Origin of the sequence: Aestuariirhabdus haliotis (assembly GCF_023509475.1) — a bacterium.
Taxonomy (GTDB): domain Bacteria; phylum Pseudomonadota; class Gammaproteobacteria; order Pseudomonadales; family Aestuariirhabdaceae; genus Aestuariirhabdus; species Aestuariirhabdus haliotis.
Genome location: NZ_JAKSDZ010000002.1, coordinates 87,023 through 112,705, shown reverse-complemented (window position 1 = coordinate 112,705; position 25,683 = coordinate 87,023). Strand labels below are relative to the sequence as shown.

Below are 25,683 nucleotides of genomic sequence, written 5' to 3'. Positions count from 1 at the left end.
GCTAACTAAAAGGCTATGGTCATGGGGGCTAGTCTCGACGTAAGCGATCAGATACCGCGATAGGCGACTTAAAATTAAAGACTACAATGTAGGAGGAGATCAGGAAGCTCATAATGGCTGTGGCCTGAATAACATGTGAGGCTTCGGTGCCTATTAAGGTGGCGGAAGCGGCGATGTAGGCAATGAGGATTGAAAACTCGCTGGTTTGACCCAGTCGGAACCCAACCTCCCAGGCGATAGATGAGTCTTCTCCGCTTTTTCCCAGGCAGAGTTTGAATACCAGAGGCTTGATAGCCAAGGTTAGCAGGGTGAGTACCAATGCAGGAAAGAACACGTCATCGAGCAAAGATAAGTTAAAACTGGCACCTACCGAGAAGAAAAAGAGAATCAGGAAAAAATCTCGCAAAGGCTTAAGACTAACGGCAATGTATTGGGATATCGGACTGGTAGCGACCGATATGCCGGCAATGAAGGCACCAATTTCGGCAGAAAGGCCGACGGCATGAGCTAGCTCAGCCAAGCCCAGGCACCAACCAATCGCAACGAGAAAAAGGTACTCATGAAAACGATCAAACTTCCCCATTAGGGGAAGCAAAATATAGCGTACAAAAGTAAAAGCGAAAACGACCAGTAGTGGTAGCGCAAGCAAAGCAATGCCTAGCGCTACGGTTGGGTTCTCACCTTCATTTGCGTATAAAAAGAGCAGTACCATTATGGCCATCAGATCTTGCAGTAATAGAATACTGACCACCAGTTCCCCGGTGTGCTTATGATGCAATACGGTAGTAGGTAGCAGTTTGATACCAATAATCGTGCTGGAAAACATCATGGCGCCGCCAATGATGACTGACTCCATCGAACTGAAACCAAACAGCAGGCCGCAGCCGTAGCCGAACAGAGCAAAAACCAATGAGCTGGCTACTCCTATCCAGGATGTTTTACGCAGCATATGCGCCAGATGGGCCGGTTGCATATCAAGGCCGAGTAGAAATAGCAGAAAGATAATACCGACGTGCGCGATGTCGCTTAATAACTTGGTATCGGTAATTAAGGCCATCCCAGAGGGGCCAATCAATGCACCTAACACGATGTAGGCAATTAAGAGTGGCTGGCGAGTATAGAGCGCAATAGAAGCGAGAACGGCTGCACCGGCAAAAATCAGGAAAAAGGAAAAAACGAGTGAACCGCTGTCCATAATGAAATGCCGATCCCTGCAGCTGTACGGTTATCCTAGGGTATCACGGGGTGCGAGAGGTGCGAAGTCCGAATACAGAAGCGGCGATGACCTGCATCATCGCCGCTGTCTCAACCATCTCCAATTCTATGTGGAGTAAAGGGATGTAATTGCTAGCGCCTACGGAACAGGGGAACCGGTTGTTGGACGGCGTTTTGGTAAACCTCGGAAAAATCACTCAGTCCCTGCATGGCATCTTCGGCGTCTCGATCTTCACGAATCAGGAAGCTGTTAAAGCCGCAGCGTTGCAAAAAGAACAGCTGGTCACGCAGAACATCGCCAATTGCTCGCAGCTCGCCACTGAAACCATGACGTTCACGCAACAAACGGGCAAGGGAATAACCGCGCCCGTCGGCAAAGGTTGGAAAGTTGATAGCGATCACTTTTATGGCAGCAAGGTCATCCAAAAGGGCGTCAGGCTCGTCACTAGCTTCCAACCAGACACCGAACTGATCCGGTGATTCCAGCAACTCGCCACGGCGTGCTTGCCACTCTTCCAGAGAGACCAGTACCTTGCCGTCGGGCAGTTGATCTTCTGGGCTGCGTTTAATCGTAAATTCGTCTTCGACCAGGGTGCGGTCTTTAATCAGCTTTGGCATAGGCCCGCTCCTTAAATGGCTCAATTCCGATACGGTTAAAGGTATCAATAAAACGTTCGTTGCCTTCGCGGCGTTCGGTGTAAACGCTGATCAGTTTCTCGATAACATCAGGAATTTCGTCGCGTCCGAACGCTCGTCCGATAATTTTGCCTAAAGCCGTATCCTGATTGGCGTTGCCGCCTAGTTGAATCTGGTAAAACTCTTCGCCTTTCTTGTCGACACCCAGTAAGCCAATATTGCCAACGTGGTGATGACCGCAGGCGTTCATGCAGCCAGAGAAATTCAAACTGACATCACCGATGTCATACAGCTTTTCCAAATCGGAAAAGCGACGCTGAATCGCTTCGGCAACGGGAATGGATTTGGCATTGGCCAGCGAGCAGAAATCTCCGCCAGGACAGCAAATCATATCGTTAAGCGTGCCAATATTGGGGACAGCCAGTTCGAGTTTATCAAGCTGTTGCCACAGCTCGAAAAGCTGATCCTGACGGACATCGGCCAAGACGATATTTTGCAAGTGGGTAGTACGCAGTTCGCCAAAACTGTATTGATCGGCCAGGTCGGCCAGTGCATCCATTTGTTCGGCGCTGATATCTCCGGGTGCCTGGGCCGTTGCTTTTAGGGAAACCGTTACCGCAGCATAGCCCGATATCTTATGTGAGGTGACATTACGATCGTACCAGCGCTGGAAGGATTTATTCTCTGTCAGAGCCCCCCTGGCGGCACCGTCGATGGCATCGGTGCTGTACTCGGGAGCGGCAAAAAATGCGCGAACCCGAGTCAGTTCTTCCGTGGTCAGCTTAACGGGACCCTCTTTAAGGTGCAGCCACTCTTGTTCAACTTTTTCGGCAAAGGTTTCAGGGGACAAGGCCTTTACCAGTATCTTGATACGAGCCTTGTACTTGTTATCACGGCGGCCATAGCGGTTGTAAACACGCAGGATGGCTTCGAGATAGCTAAGCAGATCTTGCCAAGGCAGGTAGTCGCGAATGACACTACCAATCAAAGGGGTGCGTCCCAAACCACCACCGACTTGCACCTGGAATCCGGTTTCACCCTGTGGGTTTTTCACCAGCGTTAAACCGATGTCGTGGACGCCGACGGCGGCACGATCTTCGGCAGCACCATTGACCGCAATTTTGAACTTGCGGGGTAGGTAGGCAAACTCCGGGTGGAATGTCGACCACTGTCGAATGATTTCACACCAGGGGCGGGGATCCTCGAGTTCGTCGGCTGCGACACCCGCGAAGTGGTCGGAGGTCACGCTGCGTATGCAGCTACCGCTGGTTTGGATGGCGTGCATTTCGACGCTGGCCAGTTCGTCAAGAATATCAGGTACGGATTCCAGTACGGGCCAGTTTAGCTGGATATTTTGCCGGGTACTGACGTGAGCGTAGCCTTTGTCATAACGCCGGGAAATGTCCGATATCTTGCGTAACTGTGTACTGGATATCATGCCGTAAGGCACGGCGATTCGTAACATGGGAGCAAACCGCTGCACATAGAGACCGTTTTGCAGTCGTAATGGCAAAAATTCAGGGTCGCTGAGCTCTCCTTTAAGGTAGCGCTCGGTTTGTCCTCGATATTGGCGGGCGCGATCATTAATGATCTGCTGGTCAATGGCGTCGTACTTGTACATCAGGCAGTGTCCGGTGGAGAAGATGCTCTATCGGCATCGATCAGGTTGTTGGCATTAATCCATACCGTATCGCGGCGCAGATTAGCAGTTTTTACTTATTCGATAAATGAATGTTTTTCTATATGTTATTAGTTATTGGTTATATAAAGAGTGCATCTTATGCAGCTCTTGTTGGCGTGTTTCTTCTGGCAGTTTGGCAAGCGTCTGTAGTTGATCATAAAAAGCGGGTAAATCCCTGCCAAGGGCCTTCAGGCGATGTTCAAAAAGGGGTACCCACTGGTAATAGCTGGCGATGGTGCCAAGCTTGGCATTGTTAAGAGGGCCTGTCATCCATTGATCAAAACGATCGAAGGATTGCCATTCACCCTGACGACGTTGTTGGTATTCATGCCTCAGGGTATCCAATAGTTGTTGTTTGGTCTGTCGCATTTCTTTTGTTGTTAGGGCTTGCTGGTAAAGCCGGGATAATTGCTCACGGGTATTTTGCACCAGGTTGGAAAAATTCTGGCGAGCGTTAATGTCGGCCATAACTGCGGATGAATCATAAATGAGCTGATGTTGAGCGGCCCAACGCCGGGTGCCTTCGGCTGCGATAACGGTGGCCAGGCTTTCATTGAAGGCCGTATCGCCTTTGGCAAAAACTTTTTGGTGAGCCAGTTCATGAAAGATCAATTCGGCCAATTGGAGTTCGTCGTCGAAAACAAAGGTATTGAGCAAGGGGTCTTTGAACCAGCCAAGCGTTGAGTAAGCTCGCACGCCCCCGATCCAGGTATCGAAGCCTTGCTGTTGGTAATTTATCGCCGCTTGTTTGGCGTCCTCGGGATCAAAATAGCCGCGGTAATGAAGGCAACCAGCCACGGGATAGCACCAACGGTGCAGATCGGTAGAAAACTCCTCGCTGGCAAATAGATTCCACACCACAAAAGGCCGCTCTAGATCAGCATAGTGCTGGTAACTGCCATTGTCCGGAAGGTCCAGGGTCTTGTGGGCAAACTTGAGAATCTCCTGGCTAAGGCTGAGGCGCTGGCGTAACTGAGTTGGCGTATCCGGGGATGCGATCAGCTCGCTAACCGATTGGCTTTCACGCTGTATTTGCCACTGCCCCTGACCGGCTTGCCAATAGTAGGAAAGGGACTCGCAGCCTGTTAAAAAAAAGCCCAGTGTAATAACGACGGAAAGACCTTGCCAGGGTTTCAAATGCGAATACCTATCCATTGCCGTTTACGCCAGATCGAGGCGAACAGAAGCGATGAGAGTAACCGTTGCCCTAGCTGCAGGATCCAGATGGCGGTTAGCCCATAACCCAGCATCGGGCCTAGCAGCCAGGCCAAAGGCAAAAATAGCAGCCACTGCAAGGAGATGCTGATCCGCATCACAATACGGTTGGCACCGGCCCCGAGTAGCGCCTGGGTTAGCACAATGGCTGTGGCATCGAGCACCATCCCCAGGGCGGTCAGTTGCAGCGGGAGGTGGCCTATGGCCCGTGAGGCTTCGTTGGCGAGAAACAGACTTAATATGGCATCGGGAAATAACCAAAAGGGAATGCCAAGCAGTAGTAAAACCACCACTGCCAGCCGCACCACATCCCAGCCCCAGCGGTAGGCGTCTTCTGGCTGGTTCTCTCCGAGTGCTCGACTGACCAATGTGGTCGCGGCCATTCCCAATCCAACGCCAGGCAAAATCAGGAACAGGGCCAGGTTAATCAGAACATGGGCAACCGCCAGCTCTTCCGTACCGATACGGGCAATAATCCAAAACAGCGCGGTGACTCCCAGAGCGAAAAACATCTGTTGCATGGAGTTGGGGATCGCCAGGGTAAGGACCGATCTGAGGGTTGCACGGTCCGGTCTGGTGCGTAAAAAGCCGTGTGGGCGAGCGCTTTTGGTGGTGATGACAAAGTAGAATAGGGACCCCAAAGCCATAGCGATACTGGTGCCCCAGCCTGCCCCCGCTGCGCCCAGTTGGGGCAGGCCGAAAGCACCAAAAATAAGGCCGTAGCTGATGCCAATATTGATCGCGTGCATCAACACGATCACCCTGAGATACACGGAAGAACGGTGAATGCCATTCCAGTATCCTCGAAAGCAAAAATTCATAGCGACGGCGAGCAGGGCAGTGATACGGGCATCAAAATATTCGATACCAACGGCTGTTACGGCGGCATCGGAGCTGATCAGCCCCACCAGCCATGGCGATATACAATAGAAAATAATGCTGACCGGAACGGCGATAAGCAGAGCACAAAGCAGGCCCACATTAAGCGGCTGGGCGCAACTCTCAGCGCGACCTTGCCCCATTCGTCTGGCCACAATCGCTTGCACACCCGATGACAAGCCCGTGGTCATCGAAACCGCAAGAAAGCTCAGGTAAGCGCCAACGCCAACGCCGGCCAGGGCGACCTCTCCCAGGCTGCCGACCATTGCGGCATCGACCAGATTGAGAATGCTCTGGGAGAGCATGCCCCCCATGATTGGTAGGGCCAGAGAGGCTGCTCGCTTTATGCGATCCCTTTGCATAAAAAATCAGAGAGGCTCAGGCGTCGTAAGACAGGTTTGGTCGAAGCCAGCGCTCCGTATCATCGACAGACATGCTCTTGCGTTCGGCGTAACTTTCGACCTGATCACGATTGATTTTGCCCACTGGGAAATAGCGGGATTCCGGATGAGAAAAGTACCAGCCCGAAACCGAGGCCGCTGGGTGCATGGCAAAGCTTGAGGTCAGCTCCATACCGCATAGCTGCTCGGCATTCAGCAGTTTGAACAATTTGCTTTTCTCTGTGTGATCGGGGCAGGCAGGATAACCCGGTGCGGGCCGAATGCCTCGATACTGCTCTTTGATAAGGGCGGTATTGTCGAGTTCTTCGGTAGGTTCATACCCCCAGATTTCCTTTCGCACGCGTTCGTGCATTCGCTCTGCCAAGGCTTCGGCCAGACGGTCTGCCAGAGACTTGATCAGAATAGCGTTGTAGTCATCGTGTGCTTGCTCGAACTGCTGTGCTACCTCATCGGCTCCAATGCCGGCGGTAACCGCGAAGCCGCCAATGTAATCGGTTTTTCCGCTCTCTTTCGGCGCGACAAAGTCGGCCAATGAGGTTAAGGGTTTGGTGTTACCTGGCTTACGGTGTTGTTGGCGCAGGTGACTGAGGGTTTCGATCACGCCCTGGCCATCCTCTCGATAGATCTCGATATCGTCATGGTTCACGGTGTTGGCGGGCCATAAACCCACTACGACAGAGGCACGAACCAGTTTCTCATCGAGAATCCGTTGCAACATTTTTCGGGCGTTTGCGTACAGGTCTCGGGCGGCTTCGCCAACGACCACATCTTCGAGAATGGCGGGGAACTTACCTGCCAAATCCCAGCTGATAAAGAAGGGCGTCCAGTCGATATAGTCGATCAGCTCTTCAAGTGGATAATCTTCGAAATGAGTGAGTCCCAACTGGAGCGGTTTGGGGGGGGTGTAGGTATCCCAATCGATCCGCTGGCGCTGTTCGATGGCTTCTTGATAGGTGTGAATGGTGCCACGAACCGTGCGTTTGGATGCCCGTTCGCGAACGGCGCTGTACTCGTCCTCGAGCTTGGCAAACAATTCCGGGCGCAGTCGGTCAGAGACCAAGGTGCTGGCAACACCAACCGCACGAGACGCGTCGGGCACGTAAACCACCTGGTTACAGTTCAGCTGCGGATCGATTTTGACGGCGGTATGGGCTTTTGAGGTGGTTGCGCCGCCGATCATCAAGGGCAGGTTGATCTGCTGTCGCTCCATTTCAGTGGCGACGGTTACCATCTCGTCCAATGAAGGAGTGATCAAGCCGGACAGGCCTATGATGTCGCACTCCTGCTCTATAGCGGTTTGCAGGATCTTTTCGCAAGGGACCATAACCCCAAGATCGATCACTTCGAAGTTATTACACTGCAGAACTACGCCGACAATGTTCTTGCCGATGTCGTGCACGTCTCCCTTAACGGTGGCCATCAGGATACGACCATTACTTTGTTGGCCTTCGCTCTTTTCGGCTTCGATATAGGGTTGCAGGTAGGCGACTGCCTGCTTCATCACACGAGCCGATTTCACCACCTGGGGCAGGAACATTTTACCGGCACCAAAAAGGTCGCCAACTACGTTCATACCATCCATCAGGGGTCCTTCGATCACTTCGATGGGTTTGTCGGCGATCTGGCGAGCGGCTTCAGTATCTTCTTCGATAAAGTTGGTAATGCCTTTTACCAGCGCATGTTGCAGACGTTCGTTGACTGGCAGCTGACGCCACTCTTTATCCTCTTTCTTTTCGGCGCCGGTACTGCCATCACCACGATATCTGTCGGCTATAGCCAACAGAGCTTCGGTAGCATCAGGGTTTTTATTCAACACGACATCAATAACGGCATCTCGAAGTTCTGCCGGTAAGTCATCATACAGGGCTAATTGACCGGCGTTGACGATACCCATATTAAGCCCGGCCTGGATCGCATGGAGCAGAAATACCGAGTGGATTGCTTCCCTGACCGGGTTATTACCGCGGAAGGAGAAAGAGACGTTGCTGACGCCGCCAGAGATGCTGGCGTAGGGGAGGTTTTGCTTGATCCAGGCGCAGGCTTCGATGAAATCGACTGCGTAGTTGTTGTGCTCCTCGATACCGGTTGCCACGGCAAAAATATTGGGGTCGAAGATAATGTCCTGGGGTGCGAAGCCTACCTTGTTGACCAGAACCTCATAAGAGCGCTGGCAAATTTCGGTTTTACGGGCAAAGGTATCGGCTTGACCCTCTTCATCAAAGGCCATTACCACCACCGCGGCGCCATACCTTAAGCAGGTACGGGCCCGTTCGATAAACTCCTCTTCGCCTTCCTTCAAGCTAATGGAGTTAACGATGGGTTTACCCTGAATGCATTTGAGGCCGGCTTCTATGGCTTCCCATTTGGAGGAATCGACCATGATGGGCAGTCGGGCAATGTCCGGCTCTGAGGCGATCAGGTTGAGGAAGCGAGTCATGGCGGCTACGGCATCCAGCATGCCTTCGTCCATATTGACGTCGATGACCTGGGCACCGTTCTCAACTTGCTCCGCCGCGACTTCCAGAGCAGTATCGTAATCTTCTTCCAGAATCAGGCGTTTGAAGCGAGCGGAGCCGGTAACGTTACAACGTTCGCCGACGTTGACGAACAGGGAATCGGCATCCACGTTAAAGGGTTCCAGTCCGGACAGGCGCAGGGCCGGAGCAATGGTCGGTGGAGTGCGTGGCGGATGCTGGGCCATCGCATCGCTGATGGCTTTGATGTGCTCAGGCGTTGTTCCGCAGCAACCGCCGATAATATTGAGAAATCCGCTGGTCGCAAACTCCTCGACCACGGCGATCATCTGTTCCGGGGTCTCATCGTACTCTCCAAACTCATTGGGCAGGCCTGCGTTGGGGTGCGCCGACACATAGGTATCGGCAACCCGGGACAATTCCTGAACATAGGGACGCAGTTCACTGGCACCCAGCGCGCAGTTGAGGCCAATCGATAGTGGTTTGGCATGGGCCAGAGAGTTCCAGAACGCTTCGGTGGTTTGCCCGGATAGCGTGCGCCCGGAGGCGTCAGTAATGGTGCCGGAAATCATAATGGGGCGCACATTACCGCTTTGCTCAAAATATTCCTGTACGGCGTAGACCGCCGCCTTGGCGTTCAGGGTATCGAAAATGGTTTCGATCAGGATGATATCTACCCCACCTTCAACCAGTTCACGTGTTGATTTCAGGTAGTCAGCTACCAGCGCATCAAACGTGATGTTGCGCGCGCCGGGGTCGTTGACATCGGGAGACAATGAACAGGTTTGGCTGGTTGGACCCACCACGCCGGCGACAAAGCGGGGCTTGTCGGGGTTGAGCGCGGTGATCTCATCGGCCGCTTCGCGGGCCAGGCGAGCCGATTCCCGGTTGATCTCTCCTGCCAACGATTGCATCTGGTAATCGGCTTGAGACACTTCGGTAGCGTTGAAGGTATTGGTCTCAATGATATCGGCACCAGCCTCAAGATATTCCCTGTGGATTCCCTTGATGATTTGAGGTTGGGTTATTGAGAGCAGATCATTGTTGCCCTTGATATCCAGGGCATAGTCGGCAAAACGCTCGCCACGGTAGTCCGCCTCTTCCAGTTTATGACGCTGGATCATGGTGCCCATAGCACCATCCAGAATCAGAATGCGGGACTCGAGGGCCTGTAACAGGGCGGCGTGTCGCTGGTCGTAGCTGCTCATCAAAAAATCCGGGTCAAATGGCTGTGGATGGTAAGTGGCCGGGGATTTTAGCAGAGAAAGCACGACGACAATAATGAAGGCTGTTCAACTGACTGTGGGAACTTATTCAATAACCAAGTAACATGCTGGGGTAAGCGTATCCCTGTGGGTCGAGTTGGGGTACAGTTAGCGGACTATTGTGTTGGATGGAAAATGCAGATGTTGATCACTATTACCGAATCAGCTCAGGACTACCTTGCGGAATTATTGGCAAAGCAGGAAGTTGAAGGTATCGGTATTCGGGTATTTATCACGCAACCCGGAACCCCCTATGCAGAAACCTGCATCGCTTATTGTAAGCCGGGAGAGGAGAATCCTGAGGATAAAGTGATGGAGTTAAAAGGTTTTAACGCCTTTATCGATACAGACAGCGAAACCTATCTCGAAGAAGCCCTGGTGGATTATGCCGCCGATCGTATGGGCGGTCAGCTCACGATCAAAGCACCCAATGCCAAGGTGCCCAAGATTGGTGAAGACAGTTCCGTCTCTGAACGCATCAACTACTATCTGGTGACCGAAATCAATCCTGGTCTGGCCTCTCATGGCGGACAGGTCGATCTGGTAGAGGTGGTTGAAGACTACGCGGTGTTGCGTTTTGGCGGTGGTTGTCAGGGTTGTGGTATGGCCGATGTCACATTGAAAGAGGGTATCGAGAAAACTCTGCTGTCCCGTATACCGGAGCTCAAAGGGGTGCGTGATGTCACTGATCACAGCGAGCGTGCCAACGCCTATTACAAGTAGGGGCTAGCAAGCATTTTATAGACACCCGCTATCAGAGCATTCTATAGCGGGTGTTTTGGTTCTGGCGCGGTGATTGATGGCTCGTATTGGATACCCAGTATGTAAACGTATTCTTCACCTTCGGGTAGCGTAATTAGCACTTCGTCATCGATGGCCTTGCCAATGAGCGCCTTGGCCAGGGGGGAGTCCATACTGATCCAGCCTCGCTTTAAATCAAACTCGTCAGGGCCAACGATGCGGTAATTTACTCGTTTGCCGTCTTCTTTCTCCAGCTCGATCCAGGCACCAAAAAAGACCCTGTTCTGATCGCTTGGGTATTCGCTGACGATAACCAGCTTTTCCAGGCGTTTACGCAAAAAACGAACCCGCCGGTCGATTTCTCTAAGCTGCTTTTTGCCGTAAATATATTCGGCATTTTCGGAACGATCGCCTTGTGCTGCGGCTTCTGACACAGCCTGGGTGACTTGCGGCCGTTTTGTTTGCCACAGGTAATCCAGTTCTTCTTGTAAGCTGGCTGCTCCCTGAGGTGTGATGTAGGCGGAAGAGGCAGGTTGAGGGGGGCGGTATCTTGCCATAGTCGAATTCTTTTTGGATCAGTCACACATAAGCAACAAAAAAACCGGGCTAACCCGGCTTTTTTGCAAGCGCCCCCGGATTAGTCTTTACGACGACCCGGTAGCGTGTCTTTCAGCTTGTTGCGCATATCACGCAAGGTTTTCTCTGTGGTTTCCCAATCGATGCAAGCGTCGGTAATGGACACACCGTACTCAAGGTTGTCGCTCATCTTCTGGTTACCCCAGCCAAGGTTACTCTCTACCATCAAACCGACGATCGAGCGGTTACCCTCAAGAATCTGGTTGCTGACATTTTCCATGACCAGGGGTTGCAGGCCGGGATCCTTGTTTGAGTTCGCATGGCTGCAGTCGACCATGATATTGGCTGGAATACCTGCCTTATCAAGTTGTTGCTCGCAGAGCGCGATGTTGACCGAATCGTAATTGGGCTTGCCATCGCCGCCCCGAAGTACCACGTGGCCGTAACCGTTGCCCTTGGTATGAGTGATAGCCACCTGGCCGTTGTGATCAATACCGAGAAAACGGTGTGGGCTGGACACCGATTGCAGGGCGTTGATGGCGACGCTCAAACCGCCGTCGGTACCATTTTTAAAACCAACGGCGCAAGACAGGCCACTGGCCATTTCCCGGTGAGTCTGGCTCTCTGTGGTACGTGCACCGACCGCCGACCAGGAGATCAGGTCTTGCAAATATTGGGGTGAAATAGGGTCCAGCGCTTCGGTTGCGGTGGCCAGGCCCAACTCGGATACATCCATCAGCAGGCGACGTCCGATGTGCAGGCCATCCTGAATTTTGAAAGAGTCATTAAGGAAAGGGTCGTTGATCAAGCCTTTCCAGCCCACGGTTGTTCTGGGTTTTTCGAAATAAACTCGCATCACCAGATACAGGGTATCGGAGACCTCTTCGGCAAGTGCCTTGAGCTTGCGGGCATAATCCATGGCCGCTTTGGTGTCATGGATGGAGCAGGGGCCTACAACGACAAAGAGACGATGGTCTTTACCGTCGAGAATATTGCGTATCACCTGCCGTCCATCGTCGACAGTTTTATAGGCGCTTTCGCTCAGCGGAATCTCTGCTTTCAACTCGCCGGGGGTGATCAGAATCTCCTGGGATTCTATATTAAGGTTCTCAATCGGTAGGTTAGTCATTCCGTTTCCTGTATCAGTACATCTGGTATCAATGCCGTTGTTAAGAGGCAAGGTTTAGCAACGCTTTATCGTACTCAGAGCGATTGTCGTTATGGTGGGGTTATCATACTGTTTCCGAAGGGCCTTGATAAGCACTGGTCTTAACATGAAGGCGATTAGCAGTATTCTCCGTCACTCAAGCTAGAGTTTCGATGGCCCGTTGGCGATAATCGAAACGACAGCGAACATTAAAGGGAGCAGGGATGAGCGTTCAAGAGAGCGATAAACTGGTTGTGGCGATCTCTTCGCGGGCATTGTTCGATTTGGGCGATAGCCATGATGTCTATGAAAACCAGGGGCTGGAAGCCTTTGCTCGTTATCAGATCGAGCATGAGAACGATGTTCTGGCGCCGGGCGATGCCTTTTCATTGGTCAGTAAACTCCTGAGCCTCAATCAATATTTTTCCGATGCCCCCAAAGTCGAGGTGATCCTGCTCTCTCGTAATAGTGCTGATACCGGGCTTCGAGTGTTTAACTCTATCGAGCATTATGATCTCGATATTTCTCGCGCTGCTTTTTGCGGTGGCACCAGTCCTTACCGCTATGTCAGCTCGTTCGGTTGCCAGCTGTTTCTTTCAACCCATGCCGAAGACGTTCGCCAGGCCCTGGAGTCCGGAGTAGCCGCCGCGACTATAATGCCGGCCCCTGGGGGAAGCAGCGAAGACTCTCAGTTAAGGATCGCTTTCGATGGGGATGCGGTACTGTTCTCGGATGAGGCAGAGCGTGTCTACAAGTCTGAAGGTTTGGCAGCCTTTGCTCGTAGCGAGAAGGAAGCCGCCAACGAGCCCCTGAGCGGCGGACCTTTTAAAGCCTTCCTTGGCGCGCTACATCGCTTGCAAGCGGCGCTGGATCCACATGAATGTCCGATACGCACAGCACTGGTCACGGCACGTTCGGCACCGGCTCATGAGCGCGTTGTGCGCACCCTCAGGGCCTGGGATGTGCGGTTGGATGAATCCTTGTTTTTGGGCGGAATGAAAAAAGGCGCCTTTTTGAAAGCCTTTGGTGCCGATGTGTTCTTCGATGACCATATGGTGCACTGTGAATCGGCCAGCGAACACGTTGCTACCGGCCACGTGCCCCACGGAATTGCCAATCAAAGTGAAGAGTCGGCCGGTTAGGTCTCTAGAAAAAGGCGTATTTCAAGCCCAGGGCAAGCAACGTGCTGGCCAGAATCGGGTGCAGTACCTTGTCGGGCAGTCTGGAGCCCAGACGGGTGCCGACATAGATAGCGGGTAATGAGCCGGTTAACAGGCAACCCAGTAGATAGAAATCGACATTGCCCAGCAACAGGTGGCCAAGGCCGGCAACAAGCGTCAGGGGTACGGCGTGGGCCAGATCGGTACCGACGATACGAACGGAGGCCAGGGCAGGGTAAAGCACCATCAACACCGCAGTGCCGAAGGCGCCAGCTCCAACCGACGACAGAGTGACAAAGGTGCCGAGAAACAAGCCCATCGTCCAGGTCATGAATTTGCTGTGGCGCTGCAGAAATCCGGCTTCCCCTTCGCTGTTCTCATGAAATTTCAATAACTGCTTTTTGAACAGCAATACAATGGCGGTGAGTATCAGCATCACACCAAGGCTGCTGGTGAGCACATGGCCGTAACTGCTGCTGTCGGGGAAGAATACAAACAGGACAAAAACGGTGATTGCCGCGGCAGGTATACTGCCCGAAGCAAGCAACAGTACCTTGCTCCAGTCTATATTGCCCCTGCGCTGGTGCATGGCTACACCACTGGCCTTGGTCAGGGAGGCGTACATCAAATCGGTACCGATTGCGATGTGGGGCGGAAAGCCAAAAAGGAGCAACAGAGGCGTCATCAATGATCCACCACCGACACCTGTGATGCCAACCGCTAAACCGACGGCGGCGCCGGCTAAAATATAGGCTAATATATCCATTGAATATGGTCTAAAGTTATAACTAACTGGAGTGGTGGTTACCGAAAGGTATTGGGTTGGTTAGGGTGCTAATGTAGTCTTATGCATCTATTCTATAAAAGAATATTTCCTTATATTTTTAGATTACTGTGGCATATAAGCCAATAAAACGGAGTGCTTAATGAAGCTGCAACAACTGCGATATATCTGGGAAGTCGCACATCACGACCTCAACGTATCGGCAACCGCGCAGAGTCTCTATACCTCACAGCCAGGAATCAGTAAGCAGATTCGCTTGCTTGAGGACGAGTTGGGCGTCGAGGTGTTTGCCCGTAGCGGTAAGCACCTTACTCGTATTACCCCGGCGGGTGAAGCGATCATTGAAAAAGCCGGAGAGATCCTACGTAAGGTAGAAAGTATCAAGCAGGTGGCTCAGGAGTTCAGTGATGAGAAGCGTGGTAGCCTCTCTATCGCCACCACCCATACCCAGGCACGCTATGCTTTGCCCGGTGTGATCAAGGACTTTATTTCCGATTACCCGGAAGTTTCCCTGCATATGCACCAGGGAACGCCCATGCAGATTTCGGAGATGGCCGCCGATGGTACGGTTGATTTTGCCATTGCAACCGAAGCGCTGGAGCTTTTTAGCGATTTGGTGATGATGCCTTGCTATCGTTGGAATCGTTGTATTCTTGTGCCGAGAGGGCATGCCCTGGCGAATGTTCCAGAGCTTAGCTTGCGCGATGTGGCACAGTATCCGATTGTGACTTACGTATTCGGATTTACTGGCCGCTCCAAGCTGGACGAGGCCTTTATGAATGAAGGCTTAACGCCCCGAGTTGTGTTCACGGCCGCCGACGCCGATGTCATCAAAACCTATGTGCGTTTGGGGTTGGGGGTTGGAATCATTGCCGGTATGGCCTATAACCCCCAGGCCGATTCAGACCTTGTGGCGCTGGATGCCAGCAAGCTGTTTGAGCCGAGTGTGACTAAAATTGGCTTCCGCCGCGGAACCTTTATTCGTGGATTTATGTACCATTTCATCCAGAAATTTGCTCCGCACCTGACCCGCGAAGTGGTTGATGAAGCTTACAAGCGTCATAACAAGGCCGAACTGGATGAGCTTTTCAACTCCATTGATATCCCTACTCATTAAGGCACCTCTGAATAAATCAGAGGTGCCTTAAGGATATACAGCGGGAATAAAAACGGGGCCTTGAGCCCCGTTTTTAGCTTCTTAGTGGGCAGTCAACCCACTATATTTTCTGAATATTTCCGACATGCAGGCCACACTCTTTTGCCGTAGCCTCTTCCCACCACCAGCGACCTTCGCGTTCGTGCTGATTTGGTCGGGTGGCGCGTGTGCAGGGCTCACAACCAATACTGATAAATCCCTGGTCGTGCAGCTCGTTGTAAGGCACATCGAACATCCAGATATAATCCCAGACGTCTTTCGAGCTCATGTTTGCCAGCGGGTTAAATTTGGTTAGTGAGCCGTTGATGCCGCTAAACGTAGGGTCAGATTCTATGATCGGAATCTGGCTTCGGGTGCCGGGGCTTTGATCCTTGCGCTGTCCGGTGATCCAGGCGTCAACAGTAGCAAGCTTCTTTCGCAGTGGTGCAATCTTACGAATGGAGCAGCACTCGTTATGACCGTCTTCGTAAAAGCTGAACAGCCCTTTTTTCTTAACCAGGGCTTCGACTTCAGTCGCGTCAGGAGAAATAAGTTCGATATCAATATTGTAATGCTTGCGGACCTTCTCAATGAAACGGTACGTCTGAGGATGTAAGCGACCGGTGTCTAGGGAGAATACCTGCAAGCGATCGGTGATCTTACTTGCCATTTCAATCAGGGCGACATCTTCCGCGCCGCTGAAGGAGAGGGCAATGTTATCGAATTGCTTAAACGCGTGTTCGAGAATCTCTTGGGGTGACTGACCTTGATACTCTTGATTGAGTTGGTCGGTATTGATATCGGCGCTCACCTGTTACCTCGTTCGGGCTATTTATGATGGTGTCTTACAACGATCACGGCTAATTATTTAGCGATTGTAGCTTTTTAGTTATATGAAAAATAATAATATGTTTATCTATGGTTAGGCGTAGCTGCTATATGTTCCTCGTGAAACACCGTCAGCTCTGGCCTGTAGGCCGATTCTTGCGTGAGCTCTGGCAACGGGTTAGATTGGCGCCTCTGCTAAATTCAGTCAACGTAAAATGAATCAATAACAGGAGTCGTTTGTGGAGATTGCATGTCTTGATCTTGAGGGGGTATTGATACCGGAAATCTGGATCAATTTTGCCGAAAAAACCGGTATTGAAGAGCTGAAGGCAACGACTCGGGATATTCCTGATTACGATGTTCTTATGAGGCAACGATTAGCCATTCTCGAGCGCGAAGGTTATGGCTTGCCGGATATTCAGGCGGTTATTGATACCCTCGAGCCTTTAGATGGGGCGGCGGAGTTTGTCGATTGGTTGCGGGAACGTTTTCAGGTCATCATTTTGTCTGACACCTTTTATGAATTTGCCCAGCCGTTGATGCGGAAACTCGGATTTCCAACCCTTTTATGTCACAAGCTGGTGGTGGATGATGCCGGTAAAATTGTCGATTATCATCTACGCCAGAAGGATCCCAAGCGCCAATCGGTGATAGCCCTGCATTCCCTCTATTGTCGTGTTATTGCTGCCGGTGATTCCTACAACGATACGACCATGCTTGCTGAAGCAGAAGCAGGCATATTGTTTAAGGCGCCGGACAACGTGATCGAGGAGTTTCCGCAGTTCCCGGCCGTGCATCGGTATGAAGACCTCAAGCGGGAATTTATTAAAGCCAGTAATCGTGAACTGAACTTATAGTTCTCTTTCGGGCGGCGGTTGAATGCCGTCAGGCAGGCATTGCTCCAGTGCGTAAACGAGGTTTCGGACTTTGGCGAACGATTCTTCGCGTTCGCCATCGCACTGGGAGTCGGCCACGATCCCGCCGCCGCCCCAGCAGTACAGGTTGCCTTTATGAGCCAACAGGGTTCGAATGCAGATGCTACTGTCCATCTGCTGATTAAAACTGATGTAGGCGATTGACCCGCAATAGATGCTACGGCTGTAATCTTCCAGCTCGTCGATGATCTCCATGGCGCGAACCTTTGGGGCGCCGGTGATAGAACCGCCGGGGAAGGCATGAGTGTACAGCGTAAGCGGGGATTGGTCTGCTGCCAGTACGCCCTGAATCGTGCTGACCAGATGGTGCACATTGGCGTAGCTTTCCAAACCGAACAGTTGAGGCACTCTGACAGAGCCTGGCTGGCAGGTACGCCCCAAATCGTTTCGCAGCAAGTCCACTATCATCAGGTTTTCGGCCCGGTCTTTCTCGCTGGCAAGCAGCTGTTGGGCTTTTTCTTGATCTTCGCCTGGAGAGGTACCTCTTGGTGCTGTTCCCTTGATGGGCTTGCTTTCTACCAGGCCTTTTCTGGACTGTAAGAAGCGCTCGGGAGAATGACTGAGAATGGCGCCTTCAGGGTTTTCCAGATAGGCAGAAAATGGTGCTGGACTGGTCCTGCGTAACCGTTGGTAGGCGGTAAAAGGGTCGCCTGTATACTGGCTGCTGAAGCGCTGTGTATAGTTTATCTGGTAGCAATCGCCCGCCTGTATATAGTTCTGAATCTTATCGAAGCTGTGTTGATACTGTTGCTTGCTGGTATCGCAGTTAAAGGGGCTTTGTAGTTGGAAGGAAGAATCGTTTTTGTCTGAAGTTCCGGTACTGGCCTCTAGCAGGCTGACAATGTCGTTTCGAAAATCCGAATCGCAATCGGGGTGAAAAACCAGCTGACTGCAACCCGTTTGGTGATCCTGAATCAGGGCCCATAAATAGATACCCACACGCAATTCGGCTTCGTCGTAATGGCGTGTGTTGGGGCAATGATTGGGTTCCAGTTCGGCTTTGAGTTCATAGCCAAAAAGCCCTAAAGCACCGCCACAAAAGGGCAGTTCACTGTCAATCTGAGAGTAAAGTGCCAACCGTTGTTGAAGCAGCTCGAAGGGAGGGATCTCGAGGCTTTCCGGACACGAGCCTGCCAGTCTATGTAGGCACTGGCCATGTCTTACCTCAATTAGCTCATTGGGAGCGGCGGTAAGGATATCGTATCGACCAGAAGCCATTCCCGGTTGGTGCGCGCAGGAATCGAGCCAGGCCGGATGGGATAAATGCCGGATTCTCTGGAAGTACTGGCTGCTATCGGTCAGGTAGGGAACGGATGTCAGGTGTGGCGCAGGCATAGGGTCTCGCTAAGCAAGCGATGCATTGTACTTAGCTTTTTTCAGGGTAGGAAGGGGTGTTGGTCCTTTCTCAATTATTGGCTGGATTGTAGACAATAGTATGAAGTATAGGCTAGATGCTTGGGAAATGATGGTTTGGCATGCTAGGATTGTCGACAATTTCTGGAGGTCAATACAATGGCGCAGGATATAGAGGCACGAACCATCGCCGACAGGGTCTTCGAATCGATCCAGACCGCAATCGTCAAAGGCGATATCCCACCGGGCAGTAAAATCAGTGAACCCGAGTTGGCACGTACCTATGGTATCAGCCGAGGGCCGTTACGAGAGGCCATTCGTCGTCTTGAAGGGCGAAAGCTGTTGGTGCGCATACCCCATGTTGGTGCCCGGGTCGTGTCGTTGTCTGCTGAAGAGCTGCTGGAAATCTATCATGTGCGGGAATCGCTTGAGGGTCTCGCTTGCCGACAGGCGGCAGATAAGATGACGCAGGAAGAGATAGAAGGCCTGCAAACCCTGTTAACGCTCCATGAACAACAGATCGAAGAGGAGGAGGGGCGAGCCTATTATCAAAAAGAAGGCGACCTCGACTTTCATTATCGCATTATCCAGGGCTCCAAAAATCAAACCCTGATTCAAATACTGGGTGGCGAGCTTTACCATCTTGTTCGGATGTATCGATATCAATTCAGTGCATCGGGCAATCGTCCCAAGCGTGCTTTTTCCGAACACCAACAAATTATTAACGCCATTGCCGATCGTGATGGTGAACTCGCAGAGCTGTTAATGCGACGCCATATTGCTGCGTCCAGAAATCATCTGGAGCAGCGAGTGGCGGAAGGTGTTTCGCAGCCGATAGAAAATAGAATCGCCTGAGGCACAACCATCGGGCCACGGACAAGCAAGAAAGAGGAGAAGATGATGAGTGAAAATTTGACCCCGGGTGGACGTTTCCGTAGAGCGATCAATGACAATAATCCCCTGCAAATTGTAGGTACGATTAATGCGTATACCGCCATGATGGCGGAGCAAGTAGGGCATCAGGCGATTTACCTTTCTGGTGGTGGTGTTGCTAATGCTTCCTACGGTTTGCCAGATCTGGGGATGACTTCTCTGAATGATGTGCTGGAAGATGTCCGTCGTATTACCGCCGCGACCGATCTGCCGTTACTGGTAGACATTGACACTGGCTGGGGAGGCGCTTTCAATATTTCTCGTACAGTGAAGGAGATGATTCGCAGCGGCGCCGCGGCGGTTCATATCGAGGATCAAGTGGCTCAGAAGCGTTGTGGCCATCGGCCCAATAAAGAAATTGTCAGCGAAGAAGAGATGGTTGATCGTATTAAAGCGGCTGCTGATGCTCGTTTTGATGAAAACTTTTTTATTATGGCGCGTACGGATGCCTTCCAAAAAGATGGTTTGGAAGCTGCTATACAGAGAGCCCAGGCCTGCATCGATGCGGGTGCTGACGGAATTTTTGCCGAGGCGGTGCATGAGCTGAGCGACTATAAAGCCTTTGCCGATGCCATTGATGTCCCCCTGTTGGCTAACATCACCGAATTCGGTGCTACCCCGCTGTATAACAGAGAAGAGTTGGCGCAAGTGGGCTGTGCCATGGTGCTCTACCCCTTAAGTGCTTTTAGAGCGATGAACAAAGCCGCCTTGGCGGTGTATCAAAATATTCTGGACAAAGGTGATCAAAAAGAGGTCGTTGACTTGATGCAAACTCGTATGGAGTTGTATGACTTCCTCGGGTATCACGATTACGAACAGAAACTGGATGCACTGTTTGCCAGCGGAAAAAATAAATAATAATCAGGTTTGGAATGATGATTGTGATTGCTTTGTGTGCAAATCATCGAGCGTATTGGAGGAGATAGCATGAGTGAGAAGAAACTAAGCGGTGCAGGATTACGAGGTCAGTCGGCCGGAGAGACAGCGCTTTGTACTGTGGGCCAAACCGGATCAGGTCTCACATATCGTGGTTATGACATGGTTGAGCTGGCTGATAAGGCGCGTTTTGAAGAGGTCTCCTATTTATTGTCCCGAGGCAAGTTGCCCAATCAAGCCGAGCTTGATAACTACGTCGCCAAGCTGAAAGGCTTGCGTGAGCTGCCGGCAGCATTGAAATCGGCGTTGGAATTGATCCCTGCTAATGCTCATCCGATGGATGTGATGCGCACCGGTTGTTCCATGCTGGGTAATCTGGAAACCGAGCAGGATTTTTCTGAACAGATCGACCATATCGATCGCATGATGGCGGCTTTTCCTAGCATTATTTGCTACTGGTATCGTTTTTCTCATGATGGCGTACGCATCGAAACGCAGACTGATGATGACTCCATTGGTGGACATTTCCTGCATATGCTTCGTGGTGAAAAACCCAATTCACTGCATGAAAAGGTGATGAACGTTTCGCTGATTCTTTATGCCGAGCATGAGTTTAATGCATCAACCTTTACTGCAAGGGTCTGTGCTTCAACGCTATCTGACATTCATTCCTGTGTTACGGCCGCCATCGGCTCGTTGCGCGGGCCTTTGCATGGTGGTGCCAACGAGGCGGCCATGGAGATGATCGAGCGTTGGCAGAGCGCAGATGAAGCCGAACGCGAAATTATGGGAATGCTGGAGCGTAAGGAAAAAATCATGGGCTTCGGTCATGCGATCTATCGTGAATCCGACCCACGCAATGCGGTGATCAAAAGCTGGTCCGAAAAGCTGGCAGCGGATGTTGGTGATACTGTTCTTTATGCCGTATCCGAACGTTGCGAAGCGGTGATGTGGAGAGAAAAGAAACTGTTCTGTAATGCCGATTTCTTTCATGCCTCTGCATATCACTTCATGGATATTCCAACCAAGCTGTTTACGCCTATTTTCGTTTGCTCAAGGGCTTCAGGCTGGAGCGCCCATGTGATGGAGCAGCGAGCCAATAATCGCATTATTCGCCCGAGTGCGGATTACACGGGTCCTGAAAGTTGCGACTGGGTTTCAATAGAAGATCGCGACTAGTTTTCTGCCTGTTATAAGGCCCGTACTCGCGGGCCTGCTTCCTGGATTAGAGCGTTACTCTGTGGAGTAAGTTATGAATACGTTATACCGCAAACCCCTTACCGGAACCGATCACGACTACTTTGATACCCGAACGGCTGTCGAAGAGATTCAATCCGGCGCTTACGCAAAGTTAAACTACACCTCCAAGGTTTTGGCCGAGCAGCTGGTTCGTCGCTGCGAGCCCGAAGCCCTGACCGATTCACTAAAACAGTTGATCGAATGTAAGCGAGATCTGGATTTTCCCTGGTATCCCGCGCGTGTTGTTTGTCACGATATCCTTGGCCAAACAGCGTTGGTCGATCTTGCCGGTTTACGCGATGCTATTGCCGATCAAGGCGGGGATCCTGCCAAAGTGAACCCAGTGGTGCCTACTCAGTTGATTGTTGATCACTCGTTGGCTGTCGAGGCTGCAGGTTTTGATCCTGAGGCATTTGAGAAAAACCGTGCGATTGAAGATCGCCGAAACGAAGACCGTTTTCACTTTATCGATTGGTGCAAAACGGCGTTCGACAATGTCGATGTGATTCCTGCCGGCAATGGCATCATGCACCAGATCAACCTGGAAAAAATGTCTCCGGTGATTCAGACGCGTCCCGATTACCATGGCAAGTCTGTTGCGTTTCCCGATACCTGTGTCGGTACCGATTCCCATACGCCTCATGTTGATGCGTTGGGCGTTATTGCTATTGGTGTGGGCGGGCTGGAAGCGGAAACCGTTATGTTGGGTCGACCTTCTATGATGCGTTTGCCCGACATTGTTGGTGTCAAACTGGTTGGCAAGCGTCAACCGGGCATTACGGCTACGGATATCGCGTTGGCGATGACAGAGTTTTTGCGTAATGAAAAGGTGGTTTCCGCCTATCTCGAATTCTTCGGTGAAGGGGCCGCTTCTTTGTCGATCGGTGACCGCGCCACACTTTCGAATATGACTCCGGAATACGGCGCTTCTGCGGGCATGTTTTATATCGACCAGCAGACCATCGACTATTTGACCCTGACTGGTCGGGAACCGGAGCAAGTGGCTCTGGTGGAACAATATGCCAAGACCACCGGATTGTGGGCTGACGAGATGGAAGGCGCCCATTATGAGCGCGTGCTGGAATTTGATTTATCGAGTGTTTCTCGCAATATGGCGGGCCCTTCCAATCCACACCGCCGCCTGCCAACGTCTGCATTGACCGAGCGCGGCATCGCCGGCGAAGAGCTTCTGGCGGCGGCCAAATCGGAAGAGGCTGACGGAAAAATGCCCGACGGGGCTGTAATTATTGCGGCCATCACGAGCTGTACCAATACCTCTAATCCTCGCAATGTGGTGGCGGCTGGCTTGGTCGCGAAGAAGGCCAACGAGCTGGGGCTCGTGCGCAAACCCTGGGTGAAGTCTTCTTTTGCACCAGGGTCGAAGGTGGCCAAGTTGTATCTGGAAGAAGCCGGGTTATTGCCTGAACTGGAAAAATTGGGCTTTGGTATTGTGGCTTATGCCTGTACTACCTGTAATGGTATGAGTGGCGCGTTGGATCCGAACATCCAGCAAGAGATTATCGATCGTGATCTGTACGCGACGGCGGTGCTGTCGGGAAACCGAAACTTTGATGGACGTATTCACCCCTACGCCAAGCAGGCGTTTCTTGCATCACCGCCTTTGGTGGTAGCTTACGCGATTGCGGGAACCATGCGCTTCGATATCGAAAAAGATGTGCTGGGTACCGATCAGAATGGCAATCCTATCACCCTGAAAGATATTTGGCCGAGCGATGAAGAGATCGATGCTCTGGTGGAAAAAAGCGTTAAGCCCGAGCAGTTCAACCAGATCTACATTCCGATGTTTGATTTGGGGGCAACAGAAAAAGCAGCTAGCCCGTTGTATGATTGGCGGCCAATGAGCACCTATATTCGACGTCCCCCTTATTGGGAAGGGGCGTTGGCTGGTGAACGAACGATGAAAGGCATGCGCCCTCTGGCCGTGTTGGGTGACAATATCACCACCGATCACTTGTCGCCTTCCAATGCAATTTTGGCCAGCTCGGCAGCCGGTGAATACTGCGCAAAAATGGGCTTGCCGGAAGAGGATTTTAATTCCTATGCCACGCACCGGGGCGATCATTTGACGGCTCAGCGTGCCACGTTTGCTAACCCGAAGTTGCTCAATGAAATGTGCCGCGACTCAAGCGGAGAGGTGAAGCAGGGCTCTCTGGCACGCATTGAACCGGAAGGCAAAGAGAGTCGAATGTGGGAAGCCATCGAAACTTACATGAAGCGTAAGCAACCGCTGATTATAATTGCAGGAGCCGATTATGGTCAGGGTTCATCCCGTGACTGGGCGGCAAAGGGAGTACGCCTGGCGGGTGTTGAAACCATTGTTGCCGAGGGCTTTGAACGTATCCATCGAACCAATCTGGTGGGAATGGGGGTGTTGCCACTTGAGTTTAAAAAAGGCGATACGCGCTGCAGCTACGCCATTGATGGTACCGAAACTTTTGATGTGGTCGGTGAAATCAGCCCTCGTTGTGATTTGACTGTGGTCATGACGCGAGCCAATGGTGAAAGGGTGGAGATTCCGGTGACCTGCCGATTGGATACTGCGGAAGAGGTTCATGTCTATGGTGCCGGAGGCGTGTTACAGCGCTTTGCCCAGGACTTCCTGGCGGGTAATGCCTAACTAGGATTCGAACCGATTGTTGATGGCGCGACAATGGGTTCGATTTTTTTAGTCAAGACGAGGTCGGTCCCTAACTCTCGTTTAATAAAGGACTCTCATTTATGGCAAATGTTTCGCAGATCAAGATTCCGGCCACCTATATGCGTGGTGGCACCAGTAAAGGCGTTTTTTTTAGTCTACAGGACCTTCCAGAATCGGCCCAGGTGCCGGGGCCGTCACGTGATGCACTATTACTTCGTGTTATCGGCAGCCCAGACCCCTATGGCAAACAGACGGACGGTATGGGTGGAGCGACATCGAGCACCAGTAAAACGGTGATTGTGTCCAAGACGCAGCAAGCGGATCATGATGTTGACTACCTTTTTGGTCAGGTCTCAATCGATAAGCCCTTTGTGGACTGGAGTGGAAACTGCGGCAACCTGACTGCTGCGGTTGGGGCGTTCGCTATCAAAAGTGGGTTGGTTGATGCTGCACGCATTCCGCAAAATGGCATTGCCGTTGTTCGTATCTGGCAGGCGAACATTAAAAAAACGATTATCGCTCATATACCAATCACGGAGGGCGAGGTTCAGGAAACCGGAGACTTTGAGCTTGATGGTGTAACCTTTCCAGCCGCTGAAGTTCAGGTTGAGTTTGTGGATCCAGCCGATGGCGAGGGTGCCATGTTCCCAACGGGAAATCTTGTCGATGATCTTGAGGTGCCGGCGGACGTAGTGAGTAGTGGATCTTTGAAAGCGACCATGATCAATGCCGGTATCCCTACAATCTTTATCAATGCCGAAGAACTCGGTTACACCGGCACCGAATTGCAAGAAGCCATTAATGGAGACGACAAGGCGCTGGCCATGTTTGAAACCATTCGCGCCTATGGCGCGGTGCGAATGGGTCTTATCGATCATATTGATGAAGCCGCCCAGCGACAGCACACGCCCAAGGTTGCCTTTGTCGGTCAGCCCCTGGACTATCTCTCGTCCAGCGGTAAGCAGGTGGCTAGTAACGATATTGATCTGCTGGTCCGTGCCTTGTCGATGGGTAAGCTGCACCATGCCATGATGGGGACGGCTGCCGTTGCTATTGGTACTGCGGCTGCCATCCCGGGCACATTGGTGAATTTGGCAGCCGGAGGAGGGGAGCGCGAAGCGGTCCGGTTTGGTCATCCCTCAGGCACCTTGCGGGTGGGTGCACAAGCTTGTCAGGTAAATGGTGAGTGGGTTGTGAACAAGGCAATAATGAGTCGCAGTGCCAGGGTGTTGATGGAAGGTTGGGTTCGCATTCCGGGTGATTCGTTCTGAATTGGCGGTAATTTTTCTCGTTACTCTTTTACCCATAAGGCCTCACGGCTCCAGAGCCCCTCGACAGAGTTTGAACCCTGTCGAGGGGCTCTCTGTTGTGGGTGTTTAAGCAAGATCTATAGGTGACTTTTTAGCAGGATGTTATTAGTCCTACTTATCAGTGAATAAGTAAAACTGTGTAATCGCGGCGATTCGAATCCGCTATACTGCCGTTTTGGCGACAGCACCTTATCGGGCAATTACTTTAGCTTTGAGCGAGTCCGTTTCAGGCATGCTCCGG

Annotated in this window: 20 protein-coding genes; 9 read left to right on the top strand and 11 right to left on the bottom strand. The window is 51.9% G+C overall.

The features are described from left to right. Nucleotides 1-28: 28 nt before the first annotated feature. The 6 genes from MIB40_RS02425 to metH all read right to left on the bottom strand — a co-directional run bounded on the left by MIB40_RS02425 (nucleotide 29) and on the right by metH (nucleotide 9,709). On the bottom strand, nucleotides 29-1,195 hold the full coding sequence (locus MIB40_RS02425; RefSeq protein WP_249690396.1) for a cation:proton antiporter: 1,167 nt from the start codon (nucleotides 1,193-1,195) through the stop codon (nucleotides 29-31). A 152-nt stretch (nucleotides 1,196-1,347) separates the two neighbouring features. Beyond that, nucleotides 1,348-1,833: a DUF934 domain-containing protein gene (locus MIB40_RS02420; RefSeq protein ID WP_249690394.1), complete on the bottom strand. Its 486-nt coding sequence runs from the start codon at nucleotides 1,831-1,833 to the stop codon at nucleotides 1,348-1,350. Then, entirely contained in the window at nucleotides 1,817-3,472 is a 1,656-nt protein-coding gene (locus tag MIB40_RS02415) for a nitrite/sulfite reductase (protein ID WP_249690385.1), read from the bottom strand. Before MIB40_RS02415 ends, MIB40_RS02420 begins: the two co-directional genes overlap by 17 nt. 132 nt (nucleotides 3,473-3,604) lie before the next feature. Continuing rightward, entirely contained in the window at nucleotides 3,605-4,687 is a 1,083-nt protein-coding gene (locus MIB40_RS02410; RefSeq protein WP_249690383.1) for an aminopeptidase, read from the bottom strand. Further along, a complete protein-coding gene (locus MIB40_RS02405; protein ID WP_249690382.1) occupies nucleotides 4,666-5,988 on the bottom strand; it encodes an MATE family efflux transporter in 1,323 nt (440 codons plus the stop codon). Before MIB40_RS02405 ends, MIB40_RS02410 begins: the two co-directional genes overlap by 22 nt. A gap of 16 nt (nucleotides 5,989-6,004) precedes the next feature. Continuing rightward, nucleotides 6,005-9,709, bottom strand: coding sequence for a methionine synthase (metH, locus tag MIB40_RS02400; protein ID WP_249690380.1), 3,705 nt, complete (start codon nucleotides 9,707-9,709; stop codon nucleotides 6,005-6,007). Nucleotides 9,710-9,901: 192 nt separating this feature from the next. On the opposite strand from metH, the gene nfuA reads away from it, so the two are divergent. Beyond that, entirely contained in the window at nucleotides 9,902-10,489 is a 588-nt protein-coding gene (gene nfuA / locus MIB40_RS02395) for a Fe-S biogenesis protein NfuA (protein WP_454892278.1), read from the top strand. A gap of 41 nt (nucleotides 10,490-10,530) precedes the next feature. On the opposite strand, the gene greB is transcribed toward nfuA, so the two are convergent. Together greB and MIB40_RS02385 are read right to left on the bottom strand one after the other, a co-directional pair. Further along, complete coding sequence (greB, locus tag MIB40_RS02390) at nucleotides 10,531-11,064, bottom strand: transcription elongation factor GreB (protein WP_249690376.1); 534 nt, start codon at nucleotides 11,062-11,064, stop codon at nucleotides 10,531-10,533. Between the two features lie 80 nt (nucleotides 11,065-11,144). Next, complete coding sequence (locus tag MIB40_RS02385) at nucleotides 11,145-12,212, bottom strand: 3-deoxy-7-phosphoheptulonate synthase (RefSeq protein WP_249690373.1); 1,068 nt, start codon at nucleotides 12,210-12,212, stop codon at nucleotides 11,145-11,147. A gap of 242 nt (nucleotides 12,213-12,454) precedes the next feature. Between MIB40_RS02385 and MIB40_RS02380 the strand changes: the two genes are divergently transcribed. Continuing rightward, entirely contained in the window at nucleotides 12,455-13,372 is a 918-nt protein-coding gene (locus tag MIB40_RS02380; RefSeq protein ID WP_249690371.1) for a 5'-nucleotidase, read from the top strand. A 4-nt stretch (nucleotides 13,373-13,376) separates the two neighbouring features. Here the strand turns inward: MIB40_RS02380 and MIB40_RS02375 are convergent, their stop codons facing one another. Then, nucleotides 13,377-14,156, bottom strand: coding sequence for a sulfite exporter TauE/SafE family protein (locus tag MIB40_RS02375; RefSeq protein WP_249690369.1), 780 nt, complete (start codon nucleotides 14,154-14,156; stop codon nucleotides 13,377-13,379). A 160-nt stretch (nucleotides 14,157-14,316) separates the two neighbouring features. Between MIB40_RS02375 and cysB the strand changes: the two genes are divergently transcribed. Further along, on the top strand, nucleotides 14,317-15,291 hold the full coding sequence (gene cysB, locus MIB40_RS02370) for an HTH-type transcriptional regulator CysB (protein ID WP_249690367.1): 975 nt from the start codon (nucleotides 14,317-14,319) through the stop codon (nucleotides 15,289-15,291). A 100-nt stretch (nucleotides 15,292-15,391) separates the two neighbouring features. Here the strand turns inward: cysB and MIB40_RS02365 are convergent, their stop codons facing one another. Continuing rightward, a complete protein-coding gene (locus MIB40_RS02365; RefSeq protein WP_249690349.1) occupies nucleotides 15,392-16,120 on the bottom strand; it encodes a phosphoadenylyl-sulfate reductase in 729 nt (242 codons plus the stop codon). Between the two features lie 256 nt (nucleotides 16,121-16,376). Here MIB40_RS02365 and thrH point away from each other — a divergent pair, with 256 nt between their 5' ends. Further along, nucleotides 16,377-16,994: a bifunctional phosphoserine phosphatase/homoserine phosphotransferase ThrH gene (thrH, locus tag MIB40_RS02360; RefSeq protein WP_249690347.1), complete on the top strand. Its 618-nt coding sequence runs from the start codon at nucleotides 16,377-16,379 to the stop codon at nucleotides 16,992-16,994. Here thrH and pabB read toward each other — a convergent pair. Continuing rightward, entirely contained in the window at nucleotides 16,989-18,407 is a 1,419-nt protein-coding gene (pabB, locus tag MIB40_RS02355; RefSeq protein ID WP_249690345.1) for an aminodeoxychorismate synthase component I, read from the bottom strand. The two genes, thrH and pabB, sit on opposite strands and share 6 nt — an antisense overlap. Nucleotides 18,408-18,584: 177 nt before the next feature. Here pabB and MIB40_RS02350 point away from each other — a divergent pair, with 177 nt between their 5' ends. The 5 genes from MIB40_RS02350 (at nucleotide 18,585) to prpF (ending at nucleotide 25,403) form a co-directional block, all read left to right on the top strand. Further along, a complete protein-coding gene (locus MIB40_RS02350) occupies nucleotides 18,585-19,280 on the top strand; it encodes a GntR family transcriptional regulator (RefSeq protein WP_249690342.1) in 696 nt (231 codons plus the stop codon). A 45-nt stretch (nucleotides 19,281-19,325) separates the two neighbouring features. Continuing rightward, a complete protein-coding gene (gene prpB, locus MIB40_RS02345) occupies nucleotides 19,326-20,216 on the top strand; it encodes a methylisocitrate lyase (RefSeq protein ID WP_249690775.1) in 891 nt (296 codons plus the stop codon). A 69-nt stretch (nucleotides 20,217-20,285) separates the two neighbouring features. After that, nucleotides 20,286-21,413: a bifunctional 2-methylcitrate synthase/citrate synthase gene (prpC, locus tag MIB40_RS02340; RefSeq protein WP_249690340.1), complete on the top strand. Its 1,128-nt coding sequence runs from the start codon at nucleotides 20,286-20,288 to the stop codon at nucleotides 21,411-21,413. A 73-nt stretch (nucleotides 21,414-21,486) separates the two neighbouring features. Continuing rightward, nucleotides 21,487-24,111 carry a Fe/S-dependent 2-methylisocitrate dehydratase AcnD gene (gene acnD / locus MIB40_RS02335; RefSeq protein WP_249690338.1) on the top strand — a complete coding sequence of 875 codons (2,625 nt, stop codon included), beginning with the start codon at nucleotides 21,487-21,489 and terminating at the stop codon, nucleotides 24,109-24,111. 101 nt (nucleotides 24,112-24,212) lie between these two features. After that, nucleotides 24,213-25,403 (top strand): 2-methylaconitate cis-trans isomerase PrpF, encoded by a 1,191-nt coding sequence (prpF, locus tag MIB40_RS02330; protein ID WP_249690336.1) that lies wholly within the window; start codon nucleotides 24,213-24,215, stop codon nucleotides 25,401-25,403. Nucleotides 25,404-25,683 lie beyond the last annotated feature (280 nt).